The organism is Pontibacter toksunensis, assembly GCF_042686245.1.
GTDB classification, from domain to species: domain Bacteria; phylum Bacteroidota; class Bacteroidia; order Cytophagales; family Hymenobacteraceae; genus Pontibacter; species Pontibacter toksunensis.
Genome location: NZ_JBHUOX010000003.1, coordinates 126363 through 145483 on the forward strand (window position 1 = coordinate 126363; position 19121 = coordinate 145483).

18 protein-coding genes are annotated in these 19121 nt (G+C 49.5%); 4 read left to right on the forward strand and 14 right to left on the reverse strand.

Features of this window, described 5'->3' with window-relative positions; all coding sequences use genetic code 11:
• Positions 1 to 69: 69 nt before the first annotated feature.
• Both ACFS7Z_RS05430 and ACFS7Z_RS05435 read left to right on the forward strand, forming a co-directional pair.
• Positions 70 to 438 (forward strand): hypothetical protein, encoded by a 369-nt coding sequence (locus ACFS7Z_RS05430; protein WP_377482056.1) that lies wholly within the window; start codon positions 70 to 72, stop codon positions 436 to 438.
• Between the two features lie 43 nt (positions 439 to 481).
• Entirely contained in the window at positions 482 to 1246 is a 765-nt protein-coding gene (locus tag ACFS7Z_RS05435) for a TIGR00266 family protein (protein WP_377482547.1), read from the forward strand.
• Between the two features lie 133 nt (positions 1247 to 1379).
• Here the strand turns inward: ACFS7Z_RS05435 and ACFS7Z_RS05440 are convergent, their stop codons facing one another.
• The 3 genes from ACFS7Z_RS05440 to lptB all read right to left on the reverse strand — a co-directional run bounded on the left by ACFS7Z_RS05440 (position 1380) and on the right by lptB (position 4090).
• A complete protein-coding gene (locus tag ACFS7Z_RS05440) occupies positions 1380 to 2864 on the reverse strand; it encodes a GH3 auxin-responsive promoter family protein (protein WP_377482549.1) in 1485 nt (494 codons plus the stop codon).
• A 70-nt stretch (positions 2865 to 2934) separates the two neighbouring features.
• Positions 2935 to 3315 carry a four helix bundle protein gene (locus tag ACFS7Z_RS05445; RefSeq protein WP_377482059.1) on the reverse strand — a complete coding sequence of 127 codons (381 nt, stop codon included), beginning with the start codon at positions 3313 to 3315 and terminating at the stop codon, positions 2935 to 2937.
• Between the two features lie 43 nt (positions 3316 to 3358).
• Positions 3359 to 4090, reverse strand: a complete 732-nt coding sequence (gene lptB / locus ACFS7Z_RS05450) for an LPS export ABC transporter ATP-binding protein (protein ID WP_377482062.1) — start codon at positions 4088 to 4090, stop codon at positions 3359 to 3361.
• Positions 4091 to 4284: 194 nt separating this feature from the next.
• On the opposite strand from lptB, the gene ACFS7Z_RS05455 reads away from it, so the two are divergent.
• Positions 4285 to 5100: a glycoside hydrolase family 25 protein gene (locus ACFS7Z_RS05455; RefSeq protein ID WP_377482065.1), complete on the forward strand. Its 816-nt coding sequence runs from the start codon at positions 4285 to 4287 to the stop codon at positions 5098 to 5100.
• 103 nt (positions 5101 to 5203) lie between these two features.
• Entirely contained in the window at positions 5204 to 5767 is a 564-nt protein-coding gene (locus ACFS7Z_RS05460; protein ID WP_377482067.1) for a hypothetical protein, read from the forward strand.
• Positions 5768 to 5804: 37 nt separating this feature from the next.
• Here ACFS7Z_RS05460 and recJ read toward each other — a convergent pair whose 3' ends face one another.
• From recJ to ACFS7Z_RS05515, 11 genes are all read right to left on the reverse strand, one after another.
• Positions 5805 to 7511, reverse strand: a complete 1707-nt coding sequence (recJ, locus tag ACFS7Z_RS05465; RefSeq protein ID WP_377482070.1) for a single-stranded-DNA-specific exonuclease RecJ — start codon at positions 7509 to 7511, stop codon at positions 5805 to 5807.
• A gap of 262 nt (positions 7512 to 7773) precedes the next feature.
• On the reverse strand, positions 7774 to 9591 hold the full coding sequence (locus ACFS7Z_RS05470; RefSeq protein ID WP_377482072.1) for a tetratricopeptide repeat protein: 1818 nt from the start codon (positions 9589 to 9591) through the stop codon (positions 7774 to 7776).
• A 267-nt stretch (positions 9592 to 9858) separates the two neighbouring features.
• On the reverse strand, positions 9859 to 11970 hold the full coding sequence (locus tag ACFS7Z_RS05475; protein WP_377482075.1) for a peptidylprolyl isomerase: 2112 nt from the start codon (positions 11968 to 11970) through the stop codon (positions 9859 to 9861).
• Positions 11971 to 12045: 75 nt separating this feature from the next.
• Positions 12046 to 13347 (reverse strand): hemolysin family protein, encoded by a 1302-nt coding sequence (locus ACFS7Z_RS05480; protein WP_377482078.1) that lies wholly within the window; start codon positions 13345 to 13347, stop codon positions 12046 to 12048.
• A 22-nt stretch (positions 13348 to 13369) separates the two neighbouring features.
• The gene (locus ACFS7Z_RS05485) at positions 13370 to 13543 is read right to left on the reverse strand and encodes a hypothetical protein (protein ID WP_377482081.1); all 174 of its coding nucleotides are present in this window, start codon (positions 13541 to 13543) and stop codon (positions 13370 to 13372) included.
• Positions 13543 to 14097, reverse strand: a complete 555-nt coding sequence (gene lptC / locus ACFS7Z_RS05490) for an LPS export ABC transporter periplasmic protein LptC (protein WP_377482084.1) — start codon at positions 14095 to 14097, stop codon at positions 13543 to 13545. Before lptC ends, ACFS7Z_RS05485 begins: the two co-directional genes overlap by 1 nt.
• Positions 14098 to 14230: 133 nt before the next feature.
• A complete protein-coding gene (locus ACFS7Z_RS05495; protein ID WP_377482087.1) occupies positions 14231 to 15508 on the reverse strand; it encodes a hypothetical protein in 1278 nt (425 codons plus the stop codon).
• Entirely contained in the window at positions 15501 to 16217 is a 717-nt protein-coding gene (locus ACFS7Z_RS05500; protein ID WP_377482090.1) for a type III pantothenate kinase, read from the reverse strand. Before ACFS7Z_RS05500 ends, ACFS7Z_RS05495 begins: the two co-directional genes overlap by 8 nt.
• Before the next feature lie 4 nt (positions 16218 to 16221).
• Positions 16222 to 18024 (reverse strand): pseudouridine synthase, encoded by a 1803-nt coding sequence (locus ACFS7Z_RS05505; RefSeq protein ID WP_377482093.1) that lies wholly within the window; start codon positions 18022 to 18024, stop codon positions 16222 to 16224.
• 99 nt (positions 18025 to 18123) lie between these two features.
• Positions 18124 to 18687 carry an SMC-Scp complex subunit ScpB gene (gene scpB, locus ACFS7Z_RS05510; RefSeq protein WP_377482096.1) on the reverse strand — a complete coding sequence of 188 codons (564 nt, stop codon included), beginning with the start codon at positions 18685 to 18687 and terminating at the stop codon, positions 18124 to 18126.
• Between the two features lie 31 nt (positions 18688 to 18718).
• Positions 18719 to 19108 carry a TraR/DksA family transcriptional regulator gene (locus ACFS7Z_RS05515; protein WP_377482099.1) on the reverse strand — a complete coding sequence of 130 codons (390 nt, stop codon included), beginning with the start codon at positions 19106 to 19108 and terminating at the stop codon, positions 18719 to 18721.
• Positions 19109 to 19121 lie beyond the last annotated feature (13 nt).

Genomic DNA, 19121 nt, shown 5'->3' on the forward strand with positions numbered 1-19121 from the left:
CTTTATACCTCCTTTGCAACAAATTGCGACTGCTTAGCTTATACAACTAAAGTATAAACTTGTATAACCATGGCTAAGAATAAGAAAGACGATAAGAGCAGTAAGAAAAAATCGAAAGTGCATAAAGACCTGGAAGGCTTTGAAATAAAGGTAAATGAGCACGGCGAGATTATTTCCAACTATAGCATCGACAAGATAAATGAATTCCTGAACCGCAACGTGGAGGACAAAAAGCTGGTGAAGCGTGATGCCGCCGAAAAAGCCAAACGCGAGGAAGAGGAAGAGTATCATATTGAGGAAGGCGAAGAAGTGGAAGAAACAGATGAGGATTTCGTACGCAACACCACTTCTACATCTGATGCAGAAGATGACCCAAACCTGCCAAAGGCCCGCCGCAAGAAAGGGGATGAGGACGAGGATTTAGACGATGAAGTCTAATTCGCTATATTGCTATTGCAACAAACCTTAACCTACAACTATGATAAATTCACACGAAATCGACTACAAGATTTTCGGGCATGACATTCAGGTGCTGGAAGTGGAGCTAGACTCAAATGAAACTGTGGTTGCCGAAGCCGGTGCCATGGTGTACATGGAGGAAGGCATCGACTTTCAGACAAAAATGGGCGACGGCTCCAATCCCAGCCAGGGCTTCCTGGGAAAACTGGTTTCAGCAGGCTCCCGCCTGATCACGGGTGAATCGTTGTTTATGACACACTTCACGCACCATGGCTATGGCAAAAGCCGGGTCGCTTTCTCCGCGCCTTATCCCGGCACGATTCTGCCCATCGACCTGCGGCAGATGCGCAACAGCAGCCTTATTACACAAAAAGATGCTTTTCTAGCTGCTGCACTGGGTACAAAGCTCAGTATCCACTTTAACCAGCGCCTGGGCTCCGGCTTCTTTGGTGGCGAAGGCTTTATACTCCAGAGGATGCAGGGTGATGGCATGGCTTTTATACATGCCGGTGGTACGGTGGTGGAAAAGCAACTGAACAATCAGACACTGCGTGTGGATACTGGATGCGTGGTTGCCTTTGAAGAGGGCATTGACTTCAGTGTCCAGCGTGCAGGCGGCTTGAAGTCTATGATTTTTGGCGGAGAGGGTATTTTCCTGGCTACATTGCGAGGCACCGGCCGCGTGTGGCTTCAGTCTATGCCAGTGAAAAAACTCATCGAAGCGCTCATGCCACGCGGTGAAAACACGAACAAGGAAGGCGGCATGTTCAGCAGCTTCATGGAATAGGCGCGGTCGCTGTGCTTCCATTTAAGAATTCTGAATTAAGAATGGGACCCTGCTGACAGGTAAAAAGCAACAGCCCCGGCAGTTTATACTTGCCGGGGCTGTTGCTTTACAAAGATACTCGTAACTCAGAACTTTAAAGGTTGTTCACCTGCATAATTTCTTCTAAATATTCGCGGGAGTTGCTGAGGCGGGGCACTTTGTTCTGGCCTCCCAGCTTGCCTTTGTGGCGCAGCCAGTTCATGAAAGTACCTTGTGGGGCAGCGTGCACAACAGGTTCCTGCAAGGCAATGTCATTCTGCCGCTTCGCATCGTAATCAGAGTTTACGTCCCGTAATGTTTCGTCCAGCAATTGTGTGAAGCGAGCCAGGTTATCCGGCTCTTTCTCAAACTCTATGAGCCACTCATGGCCGCCGCGCTTGCCGCTTTCCATGTAGACGGGTGCTGCTGTAAAATTAGAGATGATGGCACCCGTAGCCTGGCAGGCTTTCGTAATAGCCACTTCTGCGTTTTCTACAATCACCTCTTCGCCAAAGGCATTGATGAAGTGCTTGGTGCGGCCGGAAATCTTGATGCGGTACGGGTCGAGGCTGGTAAAGCGGATGGTGTCGCCAATCTTGTAGCGCCACAGGCCAGCGTTCGTAGAAATTACAATGGCGTAGTTCTTATCCAATTCCACCTGGTCCAGCGTCAGCGTTTGAGGCTGTTCCTCGTCAAACTGGTCCATCGGGATAAACTCGTAGTACACGCCATAGTCCAGCATCAGCAGCATTTCATCTTCTGTACCTGCCTGGTCCTGTATTCCGAAGAAACCCTCCGAGGCATTGTATACCTCCAGATAATGCATTTTATCAGATGGGATGATGTCGCGGAACAATTGCCGGTATGGTCCGAAAGCTACCGCGCCGTGGTTGAACAGTTCGAGGTTGGGCCACACCTCAAGGATGTTACGCTTACCAGTTACTTCCAATATGCGCTTCAGCAGCACGTACGTCCAGGTAGGCACACCGCTCATGCTGGTAACATTTTCCTGAACCGTTATCTCCACCATCTTTTCGATCTTTTCCTCCCATTTATCCATCAGCGCTACCTTAAGCGGAGGAGTGCGCATAGCCTCTGCCCATATCGGCAGGTTCTGCATAATCACCGCTGATACATCGCCGCAGGAAACTTTAGAATTAAATTCGCTGGGCCTGTGGCTACCGCCTATCGAGAGGCCCTTGCCTGAGAAAAGTTTTGTATCTGGATAAAGATTAACATAGATAGAGAGCATGTCTTTGCCCCCCTTGTAGTGGCAGTCTTCCAAAGACTCCGGGCTAACCGGTATATATTTGCTGCGGGCATTCGTAGTACCGGATGATTTGGCAAACCACTCGATCTTGCTTGGCCACAACAGGTTCTGCTCTCCCTTCATTACCCGCTCAATATAGGGGTAAAGGTTCTCATAATCCGTTACCGGCACCCGCTCCTGAAACTCCCGCACCGACAGGTTCTCTTTGTAGCCATACTTCTTGCCCCACTCTGTGTTCTTCGCCGTGCTAATCAGGTTCTGGAAAAGTTCTGCTTGCACCTCATGCGGGTACTTCCGAAACAGGTCAATGTCATGAATCCGCTTCTTCATCACCCACGTCACTATCGAGTTTATTATTTCCAATTTTTTTGCTGATTGTTAGTTGTTAATAGTTGGGAAGCTACATCTGCAGGTTTGTGTTTGTCACTTTTATCAAAGTATTTATCAGCTTTGGCAACTTCTGCAGTATAGAGAAAACATATTCATACTCTTCCTGCGTCAGCAGCTTTCTGATTTTACGCTTTTCGTTCCAATCCAGACATTCATATACAGAACCTCTGGCATACCTAAAGAATTGTATTTTCTCCTTTTTTCCATAACGGCCAAAACCTTCCGCAATGTTCGCAGAAATACTGTCTCCGGCTTTAGTGAACTGAATACCAATGGTGTTTTTCGCGAAGTGCTCCCACCGTTCTGCTCTTAACCATATGAAGTTGCTCAGGGTAAAGGATACTTTATATGCGTCAATGTCATTGAGCTGTATATGCTTCCGCTCCTCCATACAAAGGCAGTACGAAAACAATCTACAAATAACAATCAACAAGCTATACCTTCCGCTTCAGTTCAAAGTGTTTACCCAGGTATACGCGGCGCACCTGTTCATCGGCGGCCAGTTCTTCTGCAGTTCCTGACTTCAGGATTTTTCCTTCGAAGAGCAGGTAAGCGCGGTCTGTAATGGAAAGGGTTTCGTTTACGTTGTGGTCGGTGATGAGGATACCGATATTCTTGCTTTTCAGCTTGGCCACAATACTTTGAATCTCTTCCACGGCAATGGGGTCCACACCAGCAAAAGGCTCATCCAGCAGCACAAATTTCGGGTCAACGGCCAGGGCGCGGGCAATCTCGGTGCGGCGGCGCTCCCCACCTGACAGTACAATGCCTTTGTTTTTGCGCACGTGCGTCAGTGAGAACTCCTCCAGCAGATCCTCTACCTTTTCGTGCTGCTCCTTTTTAGGAAGGTTTGTCATTTCCAGTACGGCCAGAATGTTCTCCTCTACCGTTAGCTGCCGGAAAACAGAGGCCTCCTGTGCCAAGTACCCGACACCACGTTTAGCACGTTTGTACATCGGCAGATTTGTAATGTCTTCTGTGTCCAGATAAATCTTACCGGTGTTGGGCTTCACCAGGCCCACAATCATATAGAAAGATGTCGTTTTACCGGCACCATTCGGTCCCAGCAATCCCACTATTTCGCCTTGGTTTACCTCTACGCTTACATCGTTTACAACTGTACGCGATTTGTATTTTTTTATTAAGTTTTCTGCTCTCAGTATCATCGTGGCTAAATTACGCATAAAGGCTGCATCCTGCAACGTGTAAGGACTCGGTTACCAGCCACTATCTTAACGCCTTATATTATCTATTTACTATTAAATGGAACTAATATTTTATATAATACTTTGTTTATATATTGGACAAGCGCATTTTAATACATAACTTATAACTCGCTTATTTATTCCGAACACTAACTATGCCACTGTTTTCAATCTTATCGGTGTGCCAGCAATTGGCTTTTTCAGGTCTGCTACTTTTAGGAGGCTATACCAGTATAGCCTCTACCCCCACAGAACCCTCTGATAACGACTCTAAAAAACCCGGCAGCAGCAGCCCGGCTACTGCCACTACGCTGAAGGGCATTGATGTGTCGAGGTGGCAAAAAGACATTAATTGGGAGCTGGTAAAGGACGAACAGGTTGTATTTTCTTTTATAAAAGCCACGGAAGGCGACTTCAGGCAGGATCCTTATTTTTCGCGTAACTGGAGCGAGTCAAAGCGCAACGGCATCCGCCGTGGAGCCTACCATTTCTTTAAGCCACAGGCTCCCATTCAGTGCCAGATAGAGCTTTTCACAAACTCCGTTGTGCTGGAGCCCGGCGACCTGCCACCCGTGCTGGATGTAGAGGTATCAGACCCTAAAGTAAGTCCTGCGCAGCTGCGCGAGAGCATAAACACCTGGTTAGAGGCTGTAACAGCACACTATGGCATAAAACCCATCATTTATACCAGCCAGAACTATTACCAGCGCTACCTGAAGGGGCACTTCAAAGGCTATCACTTTTGGATTGCCCGTTATAGCTCCGTACAACCGGAGGTACACCACACAGATAGCTGGATGTTCTGGCAACATTCCGACAGAGGCAGGATAACGGGTATCAAAACGAACGTAGATATGAACTACTTCCTCGGCGACGTAGAAACCCTGTCTCAGCTGTGTATTCCTGATTTAGTGGCTTCAGAGGAAACAAGCCCTCTGCAACAGCTGAAGCACATGTACCCGCTGCCGTAGGTATAGCTTCTCAGCGCAAATTCCTTTTCCCTGATGCCATCGCTGCTGATAGCAAGCACTGGCTTATGCATGTGCTTTTTATCTATCACTATAAAAACAGCGAATGGAAACACCAGTACAAAATGTAACAGAAGAGGCTTTAGAAACCGCAGCCCCTCCTGCCCCAACCCTCGACCAGCACAAGCTTGAAATGTACATGCACAAGCTAAGTATGGAGCAGAACCTTGTCAAAGGCATATTGGCAGGTCTTCTTGCTGCTGTGGCAGGCGCCTTAGTATGGGCTGTCGTCACGGTTGCCACCGGCTATCAGATAGGCTACATGGCTGTTGCCATTGGCTTTGCGGTAGGCTATATGATGCGGATAGCAGGCCAGGGAATAGATAAAATCTTTGGTGTGATGGGAGCACTGCTGGCGTTATTTGGCTGTATGCTGGGCAATTTCCTGAGCACCTGCGGCTTTGTAGCGAACGAGTACAACTTAGGTTACATGGAAGTGCTGCTGACGCTGGATTACGCTTATATTCCAGAACTGATGGTGGAAACCTTCTCTCCTATGGATGTACTTTTCTACGGCATCGCCCTGTACCAGGGATACAAAATGTCTTTCCGGCACATTACCCAAGAGGAGCTGATAGCCAACGCCGCTGCAACTCCTGTTGCACAGTAATCACAAAAAGAAAGGCTCCTGATGAAGGAGCCTTTCTCTATTTTATCCGGATGTCCTTGATGCGAAGCTGCAGCGAGATAACGCCCCGGTAAATATTTTCCTCCACCGTATAACACACATCAAACGGAATGCCTTTGGAGATGACACTGTAGTAGTCGCTGAGGCCAAAGCCAATGGCGTCGATGCTGTGGAAGCCATCCTGTGTCAGGCGCAGCTTCAGGTGTGAATCACCAACAATGCGCACGCTGCCTGTGTCGTACACACACTCCGACTCAAACACCGGCCCCATGTTGCCGGGCCCGAATGGCTCCATCTGACGGATAATATTGTAGAAGTTGCGGGTAATCTGCTTCAGTTCGATTTTCCCGTCTATTTGTATCTGCGGAATCTTCTGCTCAGCCGTAATAGTACTGGCCACTACCTCCTCAAAGCGCTCCCGAAAGGCCTGCACATTCTCCACGGGCAGCGTAAGCCCTGCCGCATACATGTGTCCCCCAAACTGCTCCAGCAAATCAGCACAGCTCTCTATGGCATCATGCACATTAAACCCGTGCACAGAACGCGCTGAGCCTGATGCCATACCGTTTGATTGGGTAAGGATGATAGTAGGGCGGTAATATTTTTCGATACAGCGGGAGGCCACAATACCAATCACGCCTTTATGCCACGTCTCCTTAAACAGCACAGTAGAGGAAGCCGATTTAAGGAAATCATCCTCCTCAATCATCTGTAGCGCTTCTTTGGTGATGTTCGAGTCTTTGGTGCGGCGCTCTTTATTAGACTCATTGATGATGGCGGCCATCTTGAAGGCCTCATCTTTCGTTTGGGCCAGCAACATGCGCACAGAGTTCTTGGCATCGCCCATACGTCCTGCGGCATTAATGCGCGGTGCAAAGCCAAACACAATGCTGGTAATGTCCATCTCGTAGTTGATAGCCGCCAGTTCCTTCAGCGCCTCCAGGCCTGGCCGCATAGGCTGCGGACCGTTCAGGTGGCGCAGTCCGAAGTGCGCCAGGATGCGGTTCTCACCTGTGATAGGCACTATATCCGCTGCTATGCTTACTACCAGCAGGTCCAGCATCTTAAATGCTTCTTCCTGGTCAATATCGTTTTGTATGCAGAACGCCTGCGCCAGCTTAAAGCCCACACCACAGCCCGACAGCTCCTTGTAAGGGTAAGGGCAATCTACCTGTTTCGGGTCAAGCACCGCTACAGCGTCCGGAACGTCATCGTCTGGTAAGTGGTGGTCGCATATGATAAAGTCGATGCCTTTTTCCTTGGCACTTGCCACTTTATCAGCAGACTTGATACCACAGTCTAGGCTGATGATGAGCTTAAAGTTATTTTCCGCTGCCCAGTCTATACCTTGCTGCGATACGCCGTAGCCTTCCTTATACCTGTCCGGAATGTAGAAGTCTATCTGGTGGGTATAGTGCCGCAGGAAGCCGTACATCAGTGCCACAGAGGTGGTGCCGTCTACATCATAGTCACCATATACCAGAATCTTCTCGCTTTTGTGCAGTGCCTCGTTCAGGCGATCTATGGCCTTGTCCATTCCCTTCATCAGGAAAGGGTCGTGCAGGTCTGAGAGGGAGGGGCGGAAGAAGCTCTTCGCTTCTTCGAAGGTGCAGATGCCGCGCTGGCAAAGGATACTGGCTAAGGTGGGGCTTATCTTGAGGCTCTCTGCTAAGCGCTCCACTACCTCTGCTGGCGCCTCCTCGCTATATACCCACCTTTTCTCCATATGCTTCTGCTACACGCGTGTCGTTTGGTTACAAAGGTAGCTTTTTTCAGAGGATTTTGAGTGACCCAACGGATATCCGGCGCTAACCTTCGTCTTAATTTATGTATTTTTGCTGTGGTACAATAGGATAGACGTGAAACGACTCAAGGAGCTTTTCGAAAAGTATAAGAATTATTCCCTCGACCTGATTATGTATGGGTTCTTTATCCTTTTCATACTGATTCTCATCATTTTCTTTGGTTAAATCTTCACGAACAGCAACTTAGTTTACTGTATCCCCTCGTAATTTGCGGAACCTCTTGCGGGCATCTGCCGCATAGATGCTTCCCTGGTGCTTAACCAACAGGTCATTGTAAAGTTTCTGCGCCTTTTCCTTATCCTTCAGGTTCTCCTCATAGATAAAGGCCAGCCTGTACAAGGCGTCATCGCTCAGAATATCTGTTTTGGGGCTGCTTACGATTTTCTGCAGGTTTTCCACGGCCTTCTCAAACTCTCCGGAACGCTCATAGATGTTGGCTTTCTGGAAATATATCTCGTCTGTGAGGCTGTGATCCGGAAACTGCTGCAGCATGGCGTCTAGCGCTGTCTGCGCCTCCTGCAGCTTGTTCTGGAACACCAGCAGGTCGATGGCGGCATAGGCCTCCATGGCAACCGTAGACGTATCCAGGCCGGTGTTATCTGTAATCAGCAGGCTCAGGTCCATGGCGTCGTTGGCTATCTCGCGGCTGGTGGCCAGCTTCAGGATATCGAGGTGCGCCTGCGCCAGCTCGAAGTCGCCTTTGTAATAGTTGAGGCGGGCGTTGCGCAGCTTCGCCTCGTGCCCTACCGTAGTCTCTTTATGTGATTTCTCTACCTGTGAGTAAAGCAGGGTACTCTCCCACGGCTCCCCCTTCAGCAGATAAATATCCCCCAAGGTCAGTTTGCTGTCTGCCACCAGGCTGGAGTTAGCGCGGGGCATGCTAATAGCCTCCTGTAGCAGGGCAATGGCTTTTTCCTTGTCATCGAGGTGGAAGGCGTATAAGGCTGCCATGTGCTGCAGCACCTCTACTGTTTCAGGCTTGCGACCTACTTCGTTCAGAAGCGCTTCATAGTCTGCTAACAGCGCCCGTATCTTCTCCTCATCTACCGGAAACGTGTTCTGCACCTGCTCTTCGCGGGCATTTATCAGGCGCTGCCGTGCCACCAGGTAGTACGGCCCATCCGGGTACTCCTGCACAATATATTCATAGGCCTCAACGGCACCCTGGTAGTCCTTGTTCTTCAGGCTGATGGCACCAAGTTCCATCACGCGGGTACCGCCGCTGCGTGTACGCTTGTCTACGGCACGTGCCTGCAGCAAGGCGCCGTAAAAATCGCGGCGCTGCACATACAGCCAGATAAGCAGTTCATTAAAGGAGAGCTTGTCCGGGTTCTGCTGCACTTTCAGGATCAACTCTTTCTCCAGCGCATCAAAATGCTTCTCTTCCCGCATGCTGTTCTGCAGCATGTTTTGCGCATATCCCAGTTCCTTCTCATCCGCCTGCACCAGGTTCAGTGCCTCTGATATGAGTTGCTCCGTCTTCTGGCGGTACATGTACAGCGAGATAAGCGAGCGGTTATACGCCATGGGGTCATTGGTTAACTGGCGGCCGCGCAGGTAGGCTTTCTCGGCATAGTCGTAGAGCTCGTTTTGTATGAAAGCACTGGCCAGCACAATCACTGATTCCGGTTTAAGATCTGCTATCAGGCTGTTATACTGCTTTTCGGCTGCGGCTTTATCTCCGGCTGCCTGATATACCATGCCTAAGTCCACCTCATAGCCCGGGCTGCCAGGGAACCGCTTAATTGTTTTCTTTACCAGCTTCTCGGCTTCCTTGTAGTTCCGCTGCGCCAGGAGCACCTTCAGGTAATCCGGGTACACCACGTTAAACAGCCGCTGCTCGTTTATCAGTTTGCTGTAAAGCGACTCAGCTTTTTCGTAATCGCCCTGACTTAGATACTGCCGGGCTAGTTCCAAATCCTGGTGCTGTGCCTGTGCTGCCGGTACAGCCAACAGCATCAGCAGCGAAAGCAGGAAGGTATAATATGATTTTGCTAGCATAGTTCTCTTAAAACGATAAGGTAGCTTCAGTTAATATGCACCTGATACTAAGACTCCTTTAAAATATCTTATACTGATAATCAGGCAGTCTGTGAAATTGTTGCGGATACTTTCTTCTTAACTATGAATATACTCAATCAGTTTAAATTTTTGAGACATAAGTAGTAAGTCTGTGCCAGGTTCTTCTGTAGATGCAGCACAGCGAAGCTAAAAAGCAGAAAGCCACTCTGTGGGAGTGGCTTTCTGCTTTTTAATATCTGCGACAGACTAGAAGAATCTAACACGGTTGTCTTTCACATCCGCTTTCTCTCTGATGGCTTCGAAAGCGTTGTTCTGAACTGTGTTGGTACGGGTGCTACGCAGCTGCTCTTTCACGTTGGAGAAGTCGTTGATCTCTGGTGCAGGGTTCATTTGCGTCAGTTCTACCATCAGCACGCCGGTCTGGCCCTCAAACGGAGCTGTGCGGGCACCTGGCTTCAAACCGAAGGCCTTGCCAACTGCTACCGGCTCTACACCTAAACCAGGTATAGCAGCAGAAGCAAATGTTACGTTATCAGCGGTTTTAACCGACGCATCCGGGCCATAGCTGGCGGCAATGGCGTCTAAAGTCCCTTTCTGGTCCTTTAGTTTCGCAATGATTTGCTCTGCCTTCAACTCGTTACGTACAGCGGCAGTCAGTTCTTCGCGCACATCCTCCAGTTTGGCATAGCCTTTCTCACGCTTGTTCGTGAGGGCTGCCACCACAAATTGATCCTCAATCTCGAAGACAGGCGATACATCCCCTACTTCCGTGTCTTTGGCATAAGCCCAACGCACCAGTTCACGGGCATTGTTCAGGTTATTTACAACGATGTTGTTTTTACCGATGGCAATGGCTTCTTCTTTTACAAGTGAAGGATTCTTTGCAGCGTTTTCTGAGAACTCTTCCACGCTTTCACTTGTACCGGACAGTTCATCCGCTACAGCATAAGCCGCATCGCGGGTAGACTCACTAGGTTCAACAGCACGCTGCAGACCAGCAATCTGATACGTCTGGTTTGATTTAGGACCCGTTACCTTCACAATGTGGTAGCCATACTCTGTCTCTACCAGGTTTGGCAATAAGCCAGTGCCTGAATAATTGAACACCGCCTGGTCAAACTCTGATACCATTTGCCCTTGCGGGAACCAGCCCAGGTCGCCACCTGTAGAGGCAGTTCCGTCTGTACCGTGCTGGGCAGCCATTTGTGCAAAGTCAGCACCGTTTCTGATTTGCGCCAGCACATCCTGTGCTTTCGCCTGAGCAGCAGCTTTGGCTTCCGGTGTCTCATTTTCCGGTCTGATCAGGATGTGGCTTGCTCTCACAGCACTTGCATCTGATTCTCTGACATCCATTACTTTGAAAAGCGCAAGCGTACCATTCTGGTTGTATGGTCCGTAAACCTTGCCTTCTTCCAAAGGTAACTGGGTACGTAGCTGCTCTGGCAATTCACCTGGGTTGCGGTAAGTACCATCAAAAGGCACATCAGAATTTGCGTTCACAAAAGCAGAGTCGTTGGTGGCCGCAGCAAACTGCTGCGACAAGGTACCAACCTCCTGGTTCACGTAAGAACTGTCTTCAGCAGAGGCGTTCACCGGTATGGTTACAAACTCAACTGAGCGGCCCTCTTCAACCTTGTATAGTTCTTTGTTACGGTCGAAGTAATCCTGCAACTGTGCGTCTGTTACCTGCACTGCTGAGTCAGACACACTAGCAAAAGGCACAAACAAAGCCTTAATGCTTGCAGCCGCATTTTGTGCCTGGTAGTGGTTTTTAGCCTCTGCGTCAGTAATGTATACCGTCTTGTTCAGCAGGTTCATGTACTTCGTCTGCAGGCGATCTGCAAAAATGCTTTGCTCGAAGTTAACCCACATCGGGCGTGCGTTCGGGCCCATCTGGTCCAGGTTCTGCAGGTACTGCACCACCTGGTTGCGGTCGAACTGGCCTGTCTGCGGATTGGTGAATGCCTGCTGCACGGCCGGGTGAATATTATTACCCTGCACCATATCTGCCAGCTCTTCTTCTGTTACCTCCAGGCCAAGGCGGTCATATTCTTTTTGAAGCGCAATTTTAAAGATTAGCTGGTTCCAGGCCTGCTCACGCAACATGGCTAACTCACCCTCGTTCGCAGAACGGCCGGTACGGTTTTCGTAATCCGCCTTCATTTGCTGCAGCACCTGGTCGAACTCCTGATAATCAATTTCTTCACCGGCTATTTCGCCAACAGTGGTCGTATCGTTACCTAAAAGCCTTGAGTTAGGCCCAAGCAGGTCTCCACCCACTACAAAAACGCCTAGCCCTATGGCAATGGCGCCTACAGCCCAACCAGACTTCTCTCTAATCTTGTTAATTAATGCCATTCTTTATTTAAAATATAAAAGGATTGTGCAAAATAAGGTTAATCGTGCTAAAATTCAAAATTTTTATCTTTCTGTTTAGTCCGTAGCATCTGCCTGAGAATCTGTGTTTTTAACGAGCTTCACGGCATCTATGCGGTTCTCATCCATTGAGAGTACTCTGATGGTGAAAGGTGGCACGGTCACCTCATCACCAGGAAGCGGTATCTCTCCGAATACAGACAAAATTAACCCACCTAACGTTTCATAGTCACCCTCCGGTAAGGCTAGGTTATACTTGTCGTTGAGGTAATCAATTTCGTGGCGGCCACTCAGGAAGTAGATTCCCTTCTCGGGCAGCACCTGTTCCAGCAGCCGCTGGTTTACATCGTACTCGTCTTCTATCTCTCCGAAAATTTCCTCTATCACATCTTCTACAGTTACTATGCCAGAAGTGCCCCCAAACTCGTCTACCACCACAGCCACGGTACGGTGCTCCGAGACAAACTTCACGAATAGTTCGCTGGCCAGCATGCTCTCCGGCACCATGCTCACCTGCCCCAGAATCTCAGAAATGCTTTTGGGCTGCCTGAACATGGCCAGCTGGTGGCAGTAGCCAATGATGTTATCGATAGAGTCTTCGTAAATAAGTATTTTGGAGTGCCCTGTTTTCATAAATGTCTGCCCCAACTCCTCCACGGAGCTATTCACATCTACTGCCTTTATCTCTGTGCGCGGCACCATGCATTCCCGCACCTTCACCGTCTTAAAATCAAGGACATTGTGGAAGATAAGCTGATCTACTTCAGGCGAGTTCTCAGTTTCCGGGTGGTACAAGCGGTTCTTGATGAAAGCATTCAGGTCTGTAAAACCGAATACTGGCTTCTCTTCCGAAAACTCAATCCGGAAGAACTTTTCTGCCACCCATTTGCTCAGGCCAACAATGAGGAAAACCACCGGGTACAGCAGGTAATATATCACCAAGATAGGTATGGCCAGCACCTGCAGCATGCGGTTGGGATTGATGGCGAAAAGGCTGCGGGGCAGGAACTCAGCGGTCAGCAGCACCACCACCGAAGCTATGATTATCTGCAGTAGGAGTACCAGGAAGTTAAACTGCAACGCGTCTGGCAGGTACATCGAGAACAGCTGACTCAGCACACTGGCAATGGCAAGGCCATACAGCACCAAGGCCAGCGTATTGCCTATGAGCGTGGTGCCCATCAGGCGGGTAGGGCGCTTTAGCAGAAAGCTCAGAATGCGCCCTGAGAGCACTCCGTTTTTCTCATTCAGCTCAATCTGAATTTTGTTGGCGGCCATAAAGGCCATTTCTATACCCGAGAAAAAGGCAGAGAACAATAGCGCGATAAATAATACAATGATCTGACTGGGGTCTACCATAGAAACGTTTGATCCAAAACAATCAGGCGCCGTTTTTCTTTTTGCGGTAATAGTACAGCATATACAGCACCAGGCCAATCATAAAGAGCCAGTAGTTACCGATAAAATCATCTTCCTCCATACTCCGGTGGGCACCGATAACCATAACCACGCATGACAGCGATAGTAAAATAATATTTACAAGCCTTTGGTTCATTATTCTTTCAGATTGAATTGCCCGGTCACTTTCCGGATTCTGTAGTTTGTAAAACCCTGGTCCGCCTCAAGGCCCTGCCCTATCACCACTTCCTCCGGCGAGGTTATTTTCACCATTTTATCGGTATAGATGCGGGCTTTCCGCCTGTCCCAATATAGTTCTTCTGTTTCTAGCTTTTCCTGTTTTTTCAGGTTGTCTACTATCACATTGCCGCGTACCTCGAAAAGGTTCTGGTTGCGGTCCTGTTTCCCATAGTTTGCCTTCAGCGTGGAGGTTACCTGTTCTCCCTGCACTCCCTGCTCAAAAAACTCCACATACAGGCCTTCCGGGAAAACACCGTCTCCAGTCTCGAACTCCTGCTGCACAGGGGCCTGCAGCTTGACAAGCAGCTTGGCAGAGTCGCTGTAGAGCGTAATAACGTCATGGTTCTCCACTGTTGGCCCCGTATACTTCGGTTCCTTATCCGGGTCCTTTAAGTCGTCTTTACAGCCAAAGCCTGCAATAGCCATCATGGCCATCAGCCCTATTATCCATGCTTTTCGCATTGCTTTCATTTAACTTGTTGTATGTAAGTTAGCAAAATCTATGCTGAAACGGCTATACCTTTAGTTCTGGCAGCCTTCAAACACAAAAAAGGCCGCTTCATGAACGGCCTTCTTGTTTTATCAGGAATAGATAACTTTGCTATTAATCAATTCTTCGCTTAATAAACCACCTGCTGTTTACTGTAAACTCCAGACCAACCTGGAGGTAATCTTCTTTTACGAGGCCATTCTCGGTGGTGCCGCGCTGTCCGTAGCCTAAGGAGAAGTTTAACTGGTAAAGGTCGTATACCGTAGAGCGGCCAATTGGCAGCGTAGCTCCTACCGTTACACCTTTGTCCGTGATGCGCTCGCCGTTCAGCTCGTAAGGTGTTTGGCCGTAGTAAAGCCCGCCTCGGTACATAATGCGCTTAAAGTAGTTGTCAATAGAGTTGGCTTCAGGTGTATATTCCCCGCCTACTGACAATCGGTAGCTGTCTTTCAAACCACCGTCATTTCCTTCGAAATTCTTGAAGTCTGACCACTTGTAGCTAGCAAAATCAGCTGCCACCGTTAAGTTGGAGCCATTGTCGATGCTGATTCCGGCCCTTAGGCTTGCTGGTACTATAACGCTGTTTTCTGCACTATCCGCCGCAGCCCCCGGGAGCGTAAGGCGCTCATAGGTAACTTTGCGCTCGGCATCCAGTTTAGACTCAAAGCTGTATACCGTACCGGCACTCAGAAACAGCTTGTCGGTTACTTTCTGGCGGTAATTGGCACCTGCCCTAAAGATAAAGTCGTTGTAGCTGGTCCGGTCAACTACGGTAACACGCTCCTGCCCCACAGCCTCCTGCTCCGGGTCATTGATGGTGCTGGATGACTCGTTTGTTATGTTGCCGAAAATATAAGAGGCGCTACCGCCCACTGTCAGGCCTCCGGCAATGCGTACGCCATGGGCAAAGTATACCTCTGATAAGCCGCCACTGCCCACATACTCCCGGAAGATAGTAGCCTGCGGGTTACCTTCCACCGCATCAGAGATATTTACCTGATAATTAACAGTAGAGAAAGGGCGCAGACCTACAGCCGAGCTCCAGCGCTTGGTAACCGGCACTGTCAGCGAAATGTTGTTCAGGTTGCCGTTTCCGTTTGTTTGCGAACTGCTCTCGCTGCTTACTTTTTTCACCTGCCCCGCAATGCCCATGGTAAAGTTGGTGATGCTGTTATAGTAAAGCAGGGCTGGGTTAGCTGTGTTTGGTTGGTAACTGTTGGCAGCGCTGATACCGGTACCCGCCATACCAGCGTTCCGTACAGTGCCAAGGTTCTCGTTTATCTCTCCCAACCCATAGCGGGAATAGGGGGTGTTGCTGATAAGCTGTGCCTGGGTGGTGTGCGCCAAGCATAGCGCCGCAAAACCTATCAGTACTCGGAATGTCTTATACATTATGTGTCAAAATTCTGTGAAGTCCGATCAAGACCAGTTCAGGAATTACAAAGATGCGTCCTTTTAACTTACTTTCAAAAAATCCCGCATCGCCCCCGCAAAGTATAACCACCAGATCGGCAGCTTTTTCTGTGTAAGCCTGAATAAAGCCATTCAGTTCTGCCACGGTACCAGCCAACACACCACTTAGGATGGACTCCTCGGTGCTTTGCCCTGTGAGCGGAAAGCCATTTTCAACCCGCTGTACTAACGGCAGCCGGTCTGTAAAAGTATGAAGGGCTTTAAATTTCATGCTTAGGCCCGGCGCAATGCCCCCACCGTGGTAGTTGCCCCCGCTGTCAACAAAGTCATGCGTAATGCAGGTGCCGGCATCAAATACCAGGCAATTGCGGTTCGGGAAGAAATAGTGGGCACCGGCCGCTGCTGCTATTCTATCAGCACCCAGCGTTTGCGGTGTTTTGTAGAGGTTGAAAACAGGCAAGGCTGTCTGCGCCGTAAGCTCTACGAGCTTACCGGTAACAGACAGCCTTTGCTGTATACTTTGTGTGTTGGCCGCCACCGAGGCAACTATGGCATGGTCAAAAGCCTGGCTTTGCAATACTTCCGGCAGTTGCTGCCCCTGAATGTACCCCTGCTCCACCAGTGCATCTTCTTCAAAGACGCCATACTTTGTACCTGTGTTCCCGATATCGATGGCGACGGTGCGCATACAATTACATAAAGTACTTTAGGCGAACCACTTCTTTTTCTGACAGGTAGCGCCAGTTGCTGCGCGGCAGGTCTTTCTTTGTAAGTCCGGCGTACTGCACACGGTCCAGCGTTACCACCTCGTAGCCCAGGTGCTCGAAAATACGACGCACAATGCGGTTACGGCCAATATGGATTTCTATACCTACAAACTTGTTAGATTCTCCCAGTATAGCGACATCGTCTACTTCTGCTTTACCGTCTTCCAGTTCCACACCTTCGGCGATTGTCTTGAAGTCTTCTTTGGTAAGTGGCTTGTCTAGTTCTACCTGGTAAATTTTCTTGATGCCGTTGGATGGGTGCGTCAGCTTTTGAGCCAGCTCACCGTCGTTCGTAAACAGTAACAAGCCGGTCGTGTTGCGGTCTAATCTACCTACCGGGAATATGCGTTCTGTAGAAGCATTCGCCACCAGGGCCATCACCGTCTTTCTTCCTTCCGGGTCATCTGTGGTTGTCAGAAAGTCCTTTGGCTTGTTGAGCAGCACATAAACAAGTTTCTCGCGGTTCAGGATTTTCTTGCCATACTGTACATTATCAGTAGGCTGTACTTTATAGCCCATCTCCGTTATCACTTCCCCGTTCACTTTTATCTCACCAGCTTCTATCAGCAGGTCAGCTTCGCGGCGGGAGCAAATACCAGCGTTCGCAATAAAGCGGTTCAGGCGGATAGTTCCATCGGCCTCGTCTTCATCCCTGCGATTTGTTTTCTTGATGCGCGGGTTATCTTTGTAGCGGCTCAGGTTATAGTTTGGCGTTTGTGGTTCTTCACCCTTTTTGTCGTCGAAGCGGCTGTTGCCACGGTCACGGTCGCCAAAGCTTTTGCCTTTAGCGCCTCTGTCGCCTCCAAAGGGGCGCTTCTCACCGAATGAAGGTTTGCTTTCGCGGTTATAGCCACGGTCTCCTTCTTCTCTGCGGCCGGCACCAAACGGTTTCCTGTCTCCGCTTTCGCGCCTTGGCTCAAAAGAGCGCTTCTCACCACCTTCATTTCTTCCGGCACCAAAGCTTCTTCTTTCACCGTCGTCGCGGCGTGGTCTGTCGTTTCCGAAAGAGCGTTTCTCTCCGCCTTCCTTTCTATCTCTATCTCCGCCAAAAGAGCGTTTCTCTCCGCTGTCTCTCCTGTCTGCTCTGTCGCTATTAAAAGTTTTACGGTCGCCGCCTTCCCTTCTATCGCTTCTGTCGCCGAAGGTGCGTCTTTCGCCGCTGTCCCTTCTTTCAGGTCTGTCAGTGCCAAAGGAGCGTCGCTCGCTTCTTTCTCCGCCACGGTCATCTCTCCTGTCGGAGTTATAGCCGCCTCTGTCGTTGCTGCGTCTTTCGGGCCGGTCTGAATTGAAGGAGCGTCTTTCGCCGCCTTCTCTTCTGTCACCTCCGAAAGAACGTTTTTCGCCACCTTCTCTTCTGTCAGGCCTGTCGCTGTTGAACGGTTTGCGCTCTGCTCCTTCTCTTCTATCGCCGTAAGAGCGTCTTTCGCCGCCTTCGCGTCTGTCTGATCGGTCTGCATTGAAAGGCCTGCGTTCGCCACCGTCCCTGCTAGGGCGGTCTGCGTTAAAGGAGCGGCGCTCGCCGGAATCTCTTCTATCGTTATCTCTCCTGTCAGAACCGAAGGAGCGTCGCTCACCTCTGCTGTCTGGCCGGTCGGATTTGTCTCGTCTGTTAAATATTTTCTTGCCTTCGCGGTCGTTGCTTCCGGGCCTGCCAGATGAGTTTCTGTCAGCGCCTCTTCTGCCTGCTCCCGCACTGTCGCGGTCAGGTCTTTCGTTATCTCTTGCCATGGTAATATTTTTATGGATGCAGTATCGCTACTGTACCTTTATTGTGTGCAGTATTAAGGAATAATGGTGTATTATAGTTCAATAAGGGTGCTGAACTACTTAATCGGCGGTTTCGCCTATTACGTTCTCTTCGATGGCAAAATCCCTTAGTTGCGGAAGGTCTTTGATGTGGTTGATGCCGAAGTAATCCATGAACTTCTGAGACGTGCCGTACAACACGGGCCTGCCAATGGTATCGGCCTTGCCTTTTATTTCTATCAGCTCTTTTTCCAGGAGCTTATGAACGGCATAGTCGCAGCCCACGCCCCGTATCTGCTCTATAGCCGACCTAGTGACCGGCTGCTTATAGGCAATAATTGCCAGCGTTTCCAGAGAAGACGCTGACAGCTTTTTCTTTGACTTGTGCTTAAGATAGGTACTTACCGTCTCCTGGTACTCTGGTTTGGTGAGGAACTGGTAGCCCCCTCCGATGGCGTAGATCTGGAAGGCAAAACCCGCTTCCATGAGGAGCTCGTTTATACCTTCCACAGCCTCCAGCACATCGCTCACCAAAATCTCCTCCATCCCCAGCGACTCCTGCAGGCAGCGCTGGATTTCTTCAATGCTTATGGGCGATTGGGCACAAAAAACAAGTGCCTGAATGTGGTTTTGCAGAATATTCAAGTGGTAAAAGTAAAGAGTAAAGGTACTGGTACTAATCGTTACGCTGAAGCTTGGCCTCAATAGAGTGCTGTGTGTGCGGTACAGCACGCAGTCTTTCTTTCGGGATGAGCTTGCCTGTTACAATGCAAACACCGTAAGTGCCATTCTTGATGCGAATCAGGGCATTCTCCAACTGCTGGATGAACTTCATCTGGCGTGAAGCCAGCTGGTTCAGGCTTTCTTTCTCAGCTGTATCAGCACCATCTTCCAGCACCTTAGTTGGCGAAGCGGTATTATCAGTACCAGAGTCGTTACGTCGGCTAAGAGTTTCTTTGATGAACGCAACCTCTTTACGGGCGTTTACCAGCTTCTCCTGGATAATGGTCTCAAACTCTGCTAATTCCTCTTTGGAATAACGCTGTTTTTCTTCGTTTGTATTCATTCTGTTTTCTTAG

Bases quoted from the DNA above. Each gene is read 5' to 3' on its own strand.
- ACFS7Z_RS05430 (WP_377482056.1), top strand. From the start codon at position 70: ATGGCTAAGAATAAGAAAGACGATAAGAGCAGTAAGAAAAAATCGAAA.
- ACFS7Z_RS05440 (WP_377482549.1), bottom strand. From the start codon at position 2,864: ATGAAGAAGCGGATTCATGACATTGACCTGTTTCGGAAGTACCCGCAT.
- ACFS7Z_RS05445 (WP_377482059.1), bottom strand. From the start codon at position 3,315: ATGGAGGAGCGGAAGCATATACAGCTCAATGACATTGACGCATATAAA.
- lptB (WP_377482062.1), bottom strand. From the start codon at position 4,090: ATGATACTGAGAGCAGAAAACTTAATAAAAAAATACAAATCGCGTACA.
- ACFS7Z_RS05455 (WP_377482065.1), top strand. From the start codon at position 4,285: ATGCCACTGTTTTCAATCTTATCGGTGTGCCAGCAATTGGCTTTTTCA.
- ACFS7Z_RS05460 (WP_377482067.1), top strand. From the start codon at position 5,204: ATGGAAACACCAGTACAAAATGTAACAGAAGAGGCTTTAGAAACCGCA.
- recJ (WP_377482070.1), bottom strand. From the start codon at position 7,511: ATGGAGAAAAGGTGGGTATATAGCGAGGAGGCGCCAGCAGAGGTAGTG.
- ACFS7Z_RS05470 (WP_377482072.1), bottom strand. From the start codon at position 9,591: ATGCTAGCAAAATCATATTATACCTTCCTGCTTTCGCTGCTGATGCTG.
- ACFS7Z_RS05475 (WP_377482075.1), bottom strand. From the start codon at position 11,970: ATGGCATTAATTAACAAGATTAGAGAGAAGTCTGGTTGGGCTGTAGGC.
- ACFS7Z_RS05480 (WP_377482078.1), bottom strand. From the start codon at position 13,347: ATGGTAGACCCCAGTCAGATCATTGTATTATTTATCGCGCTATTGTTC.
- ACFS7Z_RS05485 (WP_377482081.1), bottom strand. From the start codon at position 13,543: ATGAACCAAAGGCTTGTAAATATTATTTTACTATCGCTGTCATGCGTG.
- lptC (WP_377482084.1), bottom strand. From the start codon at position 14,097: ATGAAAGCAATGCGAAAAGCATGGATAATAGGGCTGATGGCCATGATG.
- ACFS7Z_RS05495 (WP_377482087.1), bottom strand. From the start codon at position 15,508: ATGTATAAGACATTCCGAGTACTGATAGGTTTTGCGGCGCTATGCTTG.
- ACFS7Z_RS05500 (WP_377482090.1), bottom strand. From the start codon at position 16,217: ATGCGCACCGTCGCCATCGATATCGGGAACACAGGTACAAAGTATGGC.
- ACFS7Z_RS05505 (WP_377482093.1), bottom strand. From the start codon at position 18,024: ATGGCAAGAGATAACGAAAGACCTGACCGCGACAGTGCGGGAGCAGGC.
- ACFS7Z_RS05515 (WP_377482099.1), bottom strand. From the start codon at position 19,108: ATGAATACAAACGAAGAAAAACAGCGTTATTCCAAAGAGGAATTAGCA.